Annotated in this window: 9 protein-coding genes; 7 read left to right on the plus strand and 2 right to left on the minus strand. The window is 40.9% G+C overall.

The window, feature by feature from the left end; genetic code table 11:
• Positions 1-3: 3 nt before the first annotated feature.
• Positions 4-2,991, minus strand: a complete 2,988-nt coding sequence (locus ABEG20_RS13320) for a SusC/RagA family TonB-linked outer membrane protein (RefSeq protein ID WP_406823822.1) — start codon at positions 2,989-2,991, stop codon at positions 4-6.
• A 404-nt stretch (positions 2,992-3,395) separates the two neighbouring features.
• On the opposite strand from ABEG20_RS13320, the gene ABEG20_RS13325 reads away from it, so the two are divergent.
• From ABEG20_RS13325 to ABEG20_RS13355, 7 genes are all read left to right on the plus strand, one after another.
• A complete protein-coding gene (locus tag ABEG20_RS13325; protein ID WP_406823823.1) occupies positions 3,396-4,133 on the plus strand; it encodes a hypothetical protein in 738 nt (245 codons plus the stop codon).
• A gap of 125 nt (positions 4,134-4,258) precedes the next feature.
• Entirely contained in the window at positions 4,259-4,993 is a 735-nt protein-coding gene (locus tag ABEG20_RS13330; RefSeq protein ID WP_406823824.1) for a hypothetical protein, read from the plus strand.
• Positions 4,990-5,673, plus strand: coding sequence for a response regulator transcription factor (locus ABEG20_RS13335; protein ID WP_406823825.1), 684 nt, complete (start codon positions 4,990-4,992; stop codon positions 5,671-5,673). The genes ABEG20_RS13330 and ABEG20_RS13335 overlap by 4 nt, the downstream gene beginning before the upstream one ends.
• Positions 5,674-7,011, plus strand: coding sequence for a sensor histidine kinase (locus tag ABEG20_RS13340; protein WP_406823826.1), 1,338 nt, complete (start codon positions 5,674-5,676; stop codon positions 7,009-7,011).
• A gap of 161 nt (positions 7,012-7,172) precedes the next feature.
• The gene (locus ABEG20_RS13345) at positions 7,173-8,390 is read left to right on the plus strand and encodes an MFS transporter (RefSeq protein ID WP_406823827.1); all 1,218 of its coding nucleotides are present in this window, start codon (positions 7,173-7,175) and stop codon (positions 8,388-8,390) included.
• 71 nt (positions 8,391-8,461) lie between these two features.
• Positions 8,462-9,634 (plus strand): metallophosphoesterase family protein, encoded by a 1,173-nt coding sequence (locus ABEG20_RS13350; RefSeq protein ID WP_406823828.1) that lies wholly within the window; start codon positions 8,462-8,464, stop codon positions 9,632-9,634.
• Between the two features lie 11 nt (positions 9,635-9,645).
• The gene (locus tag ABEG20_RS13355; RefSeq protein WP_406823829.1) at positions 9,646-10,890 is read left to right on the plus strand and encodes an arsenic transporter; all 1,245 of its coding nucleotides are present in this window, start codon (positions 9,646-9,648) and stop codon (positions 10,888-10,890) included.
• 379 nt (positions 10,891-11,269) lie between these two features.
• Here the strand turns inward: ABEG20_RS13355 and ABEG20_RS13360 are convergent, their stop codons facing one another.
• Entirely contained in the window at positions 11,270-12,418 is a 1,149-nt protein-coding gene (locus ABEG20_RS13360) for a redoxin domain-containing protein (protein ID WP_406823830.1), read from the minus strand.
• Position 12,419 lies beyond the last annotated feature (1 nt).

Genomic DNA, 12,419 nt, shown 5'->3' on the forward strand with positions numbered 1-12,419 from the left:
TTTTTAGAATGATGCACTTACACCAAAACTATATGTTCTTGTTTTTGGATAATAATTATTGTTGTCTATACCTGGCGTTACACCACCCATATTAATCTCAGGATCAATACCGCTATAGTTTGTAATCACGAAAAGATTATTCGCAGTAGCATAAATTCTGATGGCTTTAATTGATTGTGTTTTTGGTTTAATGGTGTAACCGATTGTAGCATTGTCTAAACGTAGGTAAGAACCATTTTCTATAAAACGATCAGAAATCAGGTATGCATTCGCATCGTTGAAAGATTCGCCTAAAGTAAACCTTGGAATATTTTGTAATTTGGCATCAGCCGGATTGTTTAATGATGCCAATGTTGCATTTAATATTTTATTACCCAATACCCCACGAACAAGGAAATTCAAATCCCAGTTTTTGTAATTGAAACTATTTGCCCAGCCATAAATTAATTTTGGTTGTGCATCGCCTGCAATTTTAGCATCTGTTGTTAAGGGTTGTGTAGCAATGTTTTGTCCGGCGGCATTAATATAGGTACTTACGCCAGACGCATTTTTACCTGCATAATTCCATAAATTGAACGTACCCAGGGCATAGCCTGGCTGAATGAGCTGACTGAAATTACCTGACTGGCCTTTACCTCCGAGTTGGGCAGTTTGGATGTATGAAATTTTATAGAAATCATCAGATAAGGTTTCTACAACGTTTTTATTGTGTGCAATGTTTGGAGAAGTTGTCCATTTGAAATTGTCTGTTTTAACCGCAATTGCGTTTAAAGAGAACTCTACACCTGTGTTTTTGATTTTACCAACGTTTGCCGTAATGGTTGGCAGGAAAAACTGCGTGGTTGAAACCTGATAATCTCCATAAATTAAATCAGAAGTTTTCTTCACATAAAAATCAACAGAACCTGTAATTCTGTCTTTAAATAAGCCAAAATCTAAACCAATGTTGGTAGTTGCCGTACTTTCCCATTTCAAATCTGGATTAGGATTTCTTACCGGCCCAATTGCATTACTGATATTGCCATTATTTAAGAACTTACTATTTCCGGCTGGTGTACCGTAAATCAGTAGCGCAGAAAAAGCATCAAAACCTAAACTGTTACCTGAAACGCCATAACCTGCACGGAGTTTTAAATCACTCACCACCGGAACAGCTTTCATAAAATCCTCACTAGTAATTTTCCATCCGGCAGATACCGCAGGGAATAAACCCCAACGGTTATTTCTTCCGAAAGCAGATGAACCATCATCTCTTAATGAGGCCTGTAACAAATATTTTTCGTTGTAATTGTATTGAACCCTTCCATAGTATGAAATTAATCTCAAGGTAGATATAGGGGCGTTATTAAATGCAATTTGCGAAAGCAACGTCGGGTTTGAAAGGAAAAGGTTGTTGTAACTTAAATTATCATTTGAAAAATTCTGTGTGGTAACGCCAAAACCGTCATTAGTTCTGTCTTCCTGCCATGAATAACCTGCAAGTAATTTCAAACTGTGTTTGCCAAAGGTCTTATCGTAGTTAAAGTAACCCTCAAGTACCTGGCTTTTATTTAAAACATCAATTTTTTGGGCTTGTCCGTTAACACCTCTGGCTAATCCCGATTGGCTGTTCAGGTAAGTGCTGTAATTATTCTGATCCCTTTGCGAGGAAACACTGGCAGTAAACCTTAAACCATCAAGAATATTTACCTGCGCCACACCGTTAATCAGGGTTTTGTTGTTTAGGTTACTAATAGCATTATTATCAACAATTGATAAAGGGTTTCTGGTTCCACTTCCGGTACGGTTGTAATTTTCCTTATAAGTTCCATCTGTATTAAAAGGATTTACTGTTGGCAAATAAAACAACATGTTTGGTAATGCCTGAGATTGATAAATATCTGAGTTTTTTGAATTGCTATTCGTAACGGTTAAACCCAATTTTAACCTGTCGTTAAAAAATTTTTGGTTGATATATGCCCTTACGATAGTCCGTTTTAAAGAACTGTTTTTTAATATTCCTTTGTTATCCAGATAGTTTACACTTGCTCCGTAATCTGATGCCTGACCAGAACCGCCAAAAGAAACATTATGATTCTGTGAAAAGCCTCTTCTTTCCAACAACGACTGCCAGTTGGTATCAGAACCATCATCGTCAATAGGGTTTAACGTTTGTTTATTATCTGCAAGATATTGTCTCAGCTCAGGTGCGGAAAGCATATCATATTTTTTCGATACCTTTTCAACTGCAGCATAACCATTATAGGATAAACGGGCCTGCCCGCTTTTAGAATGCTTTGTAGTAACTATAATTACACCATTTGACGCCCTTGAACCATAAATTGCTGTTGACGATGCATCCTTTAAGATATCTATACTTTCAATATCGGCAGGTGCAAGTAAATCAATTGATGCACCGGGAACCCCATCAATAACATAAAAGGGTTCTTGTGCTGCCCCCTCTCTAAATGAAGAAGGCCCACGAAGCGTAATTGATGGTTTAGCATTAGGGTCGCCACTTTTCGTTACGTTTAAACCAGCAACCTTACCTTGTAAAAGTTGTGCCGGGTTAACCATAACACCCTGGTTAAATTCTTCCGATTTTATCGAAGTCACCGCACCAGTTACATCTTTTTTATTCGCGGTACCATAACCGATTACCACAACATCTTTCAAATTTTGATTATCTGGCATAAGCGTTACGTTAATCCGCGTTTGATTGCCAACAGCTACTTCTTTTGATATACTGCCCAGCATGGAAAAAACTAAAACGTTTGATGATTTTGCCGAAATGTTATAGTTTCCATCAGAATTGGTAGAAGTTCCGCCGGTAGAACCTTTTATTCTTACGGTTACACCAGGAATCGGCTGGTTGGTTTCGTCAACAACCCTACCGCTGATGTTCTGCGCATTTTGTGCCATTACATTTATAGAGAGTAGCATGAGCATAATCAATAAACCCTGCAGCCTGCATACCTCGGTAAAGTAAATCAGTTTGTAAATTTTTTTCATGAATGAATAATTTATAGTTTGTTTGCATTAGCCAGAAACGGCACCTCATTTGGCGAAAACCCAATGACTAATTTTGCTACAAAGATGAGCCTGACCGGTTAGGAATTTATGATATAAAAAATACTGAATTGTTAAATTACGGAAGGAAACAGCATCTAAATGTTAAGAAAACCACGATTAAGCTCCATGTTAATCTTTTTAATTTAACATGAAGTTTAACAATCATTTATAAAACCATGGTATCAGCTGTTTCCATCTGACGCTGCTATTGAAATCGCTTTAACCTTTAAGCTGAAGGATAATTAAAAATCAGATGAACTAAATTTAATTTGCTTTTCATCCCCACTTCAGACCCCTGAAGTAGTTTTGAATCATAAAATCATTTAAAATCAAAAGAAAAGCATATGAAAAGTCAAATCAAAAAAACAGCAATAACAGCTGGTTTCACACTAATGAGTATAGCAACCTTTGCGCAGGTTCGTCCAACAGATAACGTTCCGGCACCACCGACCAGGGTACCCGGAGAAATGCCCCCTCCTCCCGCACCTCAAAGAGGCGGCTTGGAAAGAGGACATGCTTTAAAAGTTTTAACCTCGCTGAACGGAAAGGTAATTGCTTACCAAACGAACGACAGGTATATCTATAATCGTTTCACCTTGCAAAATGGCAGCCAGGTAATCACAGTCCGATTCCCGGAACAATTGGGCAAACAATTAATGAGTGCTGCAGCTAAGGGCAAATCGGTAACGGTAAAAGGTTTCACAGATAATGGGCCGGATGGTGTAAGTACATTCCAGATGGCGAGTTTATCCGTTGACGGAAAACAAATAGTAGACACGCCACCAAGTTTACCTATTGCACCGGTTAGTGCAACTTCAGAGACGTTTACCGGAAAAATCAATGAGTTTAAACGAGATCAGGGCGGTGCAATCCGCGGGCTTAGCCTTGACAGCAAGGTGGAAATAGATTTACCACCACATGCAATTGAACAGCTGCAACCGCTATTGAAAGCAGGTGATAAAGTAAAGGTGACCGGCATTAAAGACACCCCGCCATCGGGTGTAGCACTGGAAACCGGCGCCCCAACCGTCATTCATCCGGAAACCATCGAGATCAATGGACAGACTTATTTGTTAAGATAGCCTGGTTGGATTGGGAGCGCAAAATTTGCTCCCAATCTTAAAATATTTACTGATGTGTATGAACTAATTGGCTGCATTACTGTTAACTGATAAAATACCACAGCTATTTTGCAGGTTTTATGAAAATGGAGCGAAATAATGATTTACAGGATAAGCCATTAAGGATGAACAATTACCGTCCACTACTGGTCGTCATCATTATTTTGCTATTGGTTATTATCTGGCTGCTGATCAAACCTCCGGTACCTGTTTTACCTAAACCACCATTACATCATAATGGGCCGAAGGTGGAAGGGCCACATAAACAAAGGGTAATTACCGGAACTGTTACCCGATATAAGAACAATCCTCATTTGGATATTAATGCCCTGGAGTTAAAAACGGAAAAGGCTGGTTTAATTACTATTGATTTTCGGCCACATACGGCAGCATGGGTAACCAAAATTGGTGCCGTTGGTGAGCAGGTTACGGTAACATATGGATTAAACCCGAGCGATGAGGTAGTCGGCTACCAGTTAATAGCCATCAAAAACAATAGAAGGGGGATTAGCCAGACGCTAGATGATTTACCCCCGCCGCCTGATGTCCCCGATCAGCGATTAGAAAAGTTTCAGCTGGAAAATCCTGTTTTGATCACAGATCAATACGGTGGAATTGTGGCACTCAGAAAGAATAACCTGTTATTTCACTTTAAGCCAGGTCTGGTAGATGATATTGCACACCTTATCAAAGTCAGTAACACCTTTCATCTGGAAGCAGTGAGACGGCAGGATGACCAGGGCTTTATTAACATCAATCATGACAAAGTATACATTGTGCTCCGCATTACGATAGATAACAAAACATTCCTGGTAAGATGAAAATATTATTGATAGAAGACGAGTTAAAGTTAGCTGGATTTATTGCCGACGGCCTTACGCAGGCGGGTCATATCTGTGATGTGGTTGCTGATGGTAATAAAGGTTTGGAAACCGCCATGATTGGCCATTATGATCTTATACTATTAGATATGATGTTACCCTCGCTAAATGGCCTGGAGGTTTTAAAAAACCTGCGTAACTTTAATAACCAAACCCAGGTCATTATTATCAGCGCACTGAATGATACAGAACACGTAATAAACGGACTTGACAATGGCGCTATTGATTACCTTAAAAAGCCGTTTGAGCTTGATGAACTGTTAGCCAGAATACGTTCTGTGCAACGGCGGTCATTGGCACAGGGGTCGCTAAAATTACAGGTATCAGACCTTAAGGTAGACCTGCTGACCAGAGAAGTGAGCCGTGCGGGCAAAGCCGTTATACTGAGTAACCGTGAATTTGCGCTACTGGAGTTCCTGCTTGCTAACCAAAATAAAGTAGTAACAAAATCACAGATCCTCGAAAAAGTATGGGATATCAATTTCGATCCGGGTAGCAATGTAATAGAAGTACACCTTTACCAGCTTCGAAAAAAAATGGACAGGGGTTATGATGAAGAATTGATCCATACCGTTGTTGGGCGGGGTTATATATTGAAAGGTGACGTAAAACAAGGCTAAATGAAAATAGGAAAGCGTCAGTTCGGTATCAAATTAAAAATGACAGCAGCGTTCAGTCTGATTTTTATCTTATTAAGTTTATCATTCAACCTCTACTGTTATCGGAAAATCAGGATGCTGATGATATCTGATAATGATGCTTATTTGTTGGCCAGGGCCCAAACGCTTTTAGATAAAACCGAAGTACTTCCAGTTATTATTCCTTTGCCTGATAACAATACCTCCATCAGGGTATTATATCATTCGGCAGGAAAACCTGTTGTGGTTTTTCAGTCTCCCGGAATCATTAAAAACATCCGTACCCCTATAAAAACCGGGGTAACCGATACCTTGGGTATGAGGGTTGCCTACGTGGTTAACAGCAATGAGGATAATCCTGCAGAACTGGTGCTTGTACGCAGTGCAGAACAGTTAAATGATAATTTACGATACCTGCTCTTATTGCTTTTTGCCTGCAGCCTGCTGAGCGTTTTGCTTGCAGGTCTCATCGCCTATATTTTATCCTTTTATTTATTACAGCCGGTACAGCGCATCATTAACGCGGCCAAACTGATCAATGCACATCAACTCAGGGATGTAATTCCGGTAAAAAAAACGAATGATGAACTTCAGGAATTAACAGAAACCATCAATACCATGTTGGTGAGGATTGATGAATCGTTACAGCAGCAACAGAACTTTTTTGCCTCTGCCTCGCACGAGTTAAAGACTCCGCTGGCCATTATGCGAGCCGAAATAGAAGTTCACCTATCGAAACCGGAATTGGCACCAGCGTTATCAAACCTGATGGAAAGTCAGCTTGCTGAAATTAACAGGTTGCAACAGGTGGTACAGGAATTCTTATTGGTAAGTCAGTTAAAGAGCAGTGGCATTATCTTGCATAAGCAGCAAATCGATCTTTCGTTGGTGATCCTTCGGTTATTCAACAGGTTCCAACCCTTTTTGCAGCAAAAAAATTTAAAGTCAAAGATTGATTTCGATCAGGATACCGAAACTTTTTTAATCTTTGCTGATGATGACAAACTGAATATCCTGCTCATGAACCTGGTTGAAAATGCAATTAAATATGCTGTTCCAGGTACCACAATCAATTGTTCTATACAACAGTCTACGGTAAAAGATCATATCGCCATAAGCTTTAAAAACACCATCAGCGAAGAAAGTTTCCCGACCGAAAACCTGCAAAATGCCTTTCACAGGGAAGCTATAGATGCAAATGGTGCAGGCATTGGCCTTTGGCTGGTTAAAGAGATTACGCACTTACACCATGGAAATTTCCGTATGGAAAGCAGCAACTTCGCTTTTGAAGCAATAGTTGACTTGCCGATTAGCGCATAGCTTTTGCTACTGATCTAAAACCTTTTTTAGCACCGATTTTAATATGAAGAAAAATTAATATCCAGAAACAATCAAACAACTGATTGATTTTCAGATAATTAATTAAAATATTCCTATTTAGGGTTTAAACATAATGTTGCACCTGGTGTTAGGAGAATCGTATGAGCAAACAAGCAGCCATGGGTGTAACAGATAAGCGGATCATCTGGCCCTTACAATCTCTTAATTTTTTTATGGCCGACCTCCAGGCTGGAGTTGGGCCGTTTTTAGGCATCTTCCTCTTGGCACATGGCTGGAAAAGCGGACTAATTGGTTCAATAATGACCATTGGCGGTGTAGCCGGAATGCTGATGACTATTCCGGCTGGTGCATTAATCGATGCCACCAAAAGGAAGCGGTTCTACGTAGTCATATCGGCAATCTTTACCATACTGGCATCAGCAATCATATTGTTTACGCAGGAATTTTGGATGGTAAGCATATCGCAGGTGGCAACAGCTATTGCAGGGTCGGCTATTGGTCCGGCTATAATAGGCATTACACTGGGCATAGTGAAACAAAAAGGGTTTAACAAGCAAAATGGGTACAATCAGGCATTCAACCATGCGGGTAATGTGGTTGGTTCTGCGCTTTCTGGTTATCTGGGTTATCAATTCGGCATCACGGCAATATTCGTTCTTGCTGCTTTTTTTGGTGTACTGTCTATTATTTCCGTGTTACTGATTCCGGCCAAATCCATTGACGATAACGTAGCGAGAGGAATGAAAGAGGGAGAAAAAGATGAAAAAGCCAGTGGGTTTAAGGTATTATTTCAATGCAAATCATTATTGGTACTGGCAGGCGCATTGGCCTTTTTTCATTTGGGAAATGGCGCTATGCTACCACTCTATGGTCTTGCTGCTGCTGCCAATGGCCAGGGTAATGCTTCCATGTTTGTGGCCATGACCATTATTATTGCACAATTGGTCATGATCGGCACATCGCTATTAGCCATGAAGATGGCAGATAAAAAAGGCTATTGGCTGGTCTTGTTCATTTCTTTCCTTTCCTTGCCTATACGTGGTTTATTTGCCGCCTATATGCACAGTCACATCGGTATTTACCCTGTACAAATTTTAGATGGAATTGGAGCAGGCCTGCAAAGTGTTGCCGTTCCGGGATTGGTTGCACATATACTCAATGGTACGGGGCGGGTAAATATCGGGCAGGGTGCGGTAATGACGGTTCAAGGCCTGGGTGCTTCGTTTAGTCCGGCAATTGGAGGCTGGATAGCGCAGGGAATAGGTTATAATACCACCTTTATGATTCTCGGTGCATTCGCCATCGGCTCCATCCTATTGTGGATCATATTTGCAAAAACCATCAAGGATGCGTGCTAACCCATATTTATTTCCAGATAACAGATCGGCATAAACGAATTTCATCCTATCAGATTAAAAAAACAAATCAAATGATCAAGATAGAGCGCTATCTGATCTTTAAAAACAATTCGCTATACAAAAATAATGTTATGAGTCCAGCCCCTTTAATCTTCGCTCATCTAGGAGATTTACACATTACCAAAGCCAAAGAACAGAATTATATAGATCTGCTTTCGATTATCGCTCAAATTGAAACAGAACTAAGCAGCCAGCTTGATTTTGTCCTGTTACCCGGCGACAATGCTGATAACGGTTTGCCAGATCAGTATAAATTAGTAGCCACTGCCCTTAAAATGTTAAGCATACCGGTTTATATATTGGCAGGTGATCATGATATGGAACAGGGAAGCCTGGATAATATGTATAAAATGCCTAAAACCCAAAAACTTCCGCTATCTGTACTACATAAGGGTAACAGGTGCCTTTTTGTTGATGTGTGCGGATTTGGAAGTGGCGGTCCTGATTTTAGGCTAGGAATGGAACAACTGGAATGGCTGGAAAAAGAACTGGCCGCAGCTGCCGCTAATGGAGAGACAATCCTTTTATTTATGCATGTTTTTCCTGCTGATTTAAAATCACCGGAAGAACAGCAATCGCTCAATAACCTGCTGGAAAAATATGCTGTAACGCTGGTGGACATGGGACACACGCATTACAACGAGATCGCCAACAATGGTCAAATCATTTTTACAGCTACCAGATCAACCGGACAGATTGAGGAAGGGCCTGTTGGTTATTCGATCATTACTGTTTACAAATCTGCTGTCGGCTGGCGTTTTAAACAACTGGCAGAACCTTTTCCATTTGTAATGCCTGTCTGGCCAGCTGATTACCGTTTATTGAATAGAAAAAACCAGATAATTGAAGGAGAATATGAAGCTGCTGCCATAGTACTGGGTGCAAGAAAAGTCTCATCAGTAGTATGCAAATCCGATTTAGCTGATTGGCAGGATATGACTTTTGAAGAAAAAGATCAACTCTGGAAGGCCAAAGTAGAAGTTTCAGCGCAACCTTTAACCATCAAAGCAACTGACGTTACAGGCCGTCCTGGTATTTGGAATATACAACCCGCCACGGCTAATTACATTTCGCCTAAAAAAGTTAAAGATGGCAGCGATGCAGATACGATTGGTATCTGGCCCGAAAACGGGATTATGGGTACACAACTTGGACCCAACCGTAATGGAAAACCCATATCTTAGCGCTATAAAATATGAATAACATACTCATCTGGGTGATTTCTTTCCTGGCAATAGCGGGGGTAATCATCAGGCCCTTCAAAGTTACCGAAGCAGTATATGCTATTATTGGTGCAGCTTTATTATTATTATTCCAACTGATCACTTTTTCCGATGCCTTTTCTGGAATAGCCAAAGGTTTAGATGTATATTTATTCCTGACGGGGATGATGTTGCTGGCCGAAACCGCCCGTGAGGAAAAACTGTTTGATTGGCTCGCGGCCCACGCCACTTTGAGGGCCAGGGGGTCTTCAGGAAGATTGTTTTTGCTGATCTATCTGGTTGGCGTAGTGGTAACCACATTTCTTTCCAATGATGCTACAGCTGTTGTATTAACGCCGGCTGTGGCCGCTGCAGTTAAAGCCGCTAAAGTAGAAAAACCTCTGCCCTATTTACTAATCTGCGCATTTATTGCCAACGCAGCTTCTTTTATACTCCCCATTTCAAACCCTGCAAATCTGGTTATTTATGGTACACATATGCCATCCTTAATGCACTGGCTCGGTCTGTATCTTATCCCATCCATATGTGCCATTACCGTTACCTATTTTATGCTCCGGTTCTCACAGCGCGAGTGTTTTAAACAAAACATCAGAACGGAGATTGATTTGCCTGAATTAAGCCCTGGCGGTAAGACCGCTTTAATCGGAATCTGTGGAACTGCAGCGGTTTTACTGGCCGCCTCTGCCTTGAATATTGAACTGGGGCTGCCCACATTGATTACGGGTGTTGCCACTAGTGCCATTGTATTGGCCAGTGCAAGAAAAAATCCGGTGAATGTGATTAAAGGGATATCCTGGGCCGTGCTTCCTTTAGTGGCAGGTTTATTTGTAGTGGTAGAAGCTTTAAATAAAACCGGGATGACGCAGCATTTAAGTGCCTGGTTAAATGATGCGATAGCACAGTCTGAAACGGCAGCGGTGTGGCTTAGTGGTACGGTGACAGCAGTAGCCTGCAATTTAATGAACAATTTACCTGCCGGGTTAATAGCGGGCAGTGTATTGCAAAATACACATACTCCGGATATGGTTAAAAGTGCGGTTTTGATTGGCGTAGACCTTGGTCCCAACCTGTCTATAACCGGTTCTCTGGCCACCATACTATGGCTGGTGGCTTTGAGGCGAGAGGGACAGGAAGTAAGTGCATGGACGTTTTTAAAGTTGGGTAGCGTAATTATGACTACCGCATTGATCGCTGCTATACTATCCTTATGGATTTGATCTGATGAGCCGAATTCGATTAATGTCTAAAAATTAACGTACTTTATTAGGACGAGTTGGCCGGCCGTTTCATCATGCTGACCGGATGGCTATCGAATTTATTTTATAAGTAGTACTAGTGTTTTCAATTGCCTTGTAGCTACTTCGTGGTCAGCATCTTTTCTATAAAATAGACCCTGAAACAAGTTCAGGGTGACGACCAGAAAATAAAAGCGTTCATATAACATCTTCAGCAGATTATTAATCAAGCTCAGGTTATTAGGCATGCTGCCAGGCCATCACTAATCCTATATTCAGTTGATGCCCAAAACAAATGATATAAAAAATGCAGGCGACATCCATCAACCTGCATTAGTCATCATTAACCTATAAGATTTTTTTACTTCGCGCGTCCGTCAAATATTTCTTTGATTTTGGCTTCCAGGGCTGGACCTCTAAGCTCTTTAGCGATAATTTTTCCACTCGGATCGATTAAAAAGTTCATGGGGATGGCTTTCACCTCATATTTGGCAGCCGCATCGTTTTCCCATCCTTTTAAATCGCTAACCTGTTTCCAGGTTAATTTGTCGTCGGCAATTGCTTTAATCCATTTAGCCTTATCAGCTGCTTTATCAAGCGAAACACCTAAAATTTCAAATCCTTTTGATTTATATTGTTCATAAACCTTAACCACATTCGGATTCTCTCTACGGCATGGCGCGCACCATGAAGCCCAGAAATCGATCAAAACGTATTTTCCGCGATAATCAGAAAGCTTAACCATTTTACCATCAACATCAGGTTGGGTAAAATCCTGAGCTTCCACACCCTCCTGCGTTTTTTTGAAAGTGGCGATACGTAAGCCAACCTCTTTACCGAAATAAGAATCTCTTAACTTCGGGTTGATGGTCTGGTATATCTTTTCCATTCCAACCGCATCGAAACCCGGTGCCAGCGTTGAGTTTAAAGCCATCAACGACATAAAATTGTCAGGGTTCTTTTTTACATAATTGATCTTCGCATCCACAATTTCCTTTTCTACTTCCTGTGCCCGTTTTTCCAGATCCATGACAACCGCTCTATCCTGCTTTTTAGCTTCAGGCATATCCTGGTATTCCTTATTCAGGGCTTGCATTTTATTGTAAAGCGGACGGAGCAGATCATCTACACGGCGACTCTCTGCTGTTTGGGTTGATCCTTTCAACTCAGCCGTTTTTAAAGAATCCTTACCATTGATGGTAATATCCTCATTATCAAGGATCAGACTCAAACCATCTATTTTAATACGTTTACCCGGAATTTCTACCGCATCGTCATGTTTCAAACGTAGGGTAGCTTCCATAGGGGCGTCTACATGCCCTTTAAAGGTAAAACTTCCGTTTACCAGAGGTACTGAATCCAATACCTGTTTACCCTCTTTGTTTGTCAATAAAAAAGCTTTTGCAGGCTTGCCCAGTTTACCGATCTGGCCTTTAATGGTATATCCTTTTTGTGCGGTTGCACTCATGGAACAAAGTGCAGCTACGGCACCAATGATTAATGTCTTCATA

The organism is Pedobacter sp. KACC 23697, from assembly GCF_045348445.1.
Taxonomy (GTDB): Bacteria; Bacteroidota; Bacteroidia; order Sphingobacteriales; family Sphingobacteriaceae; genus Pedobacter.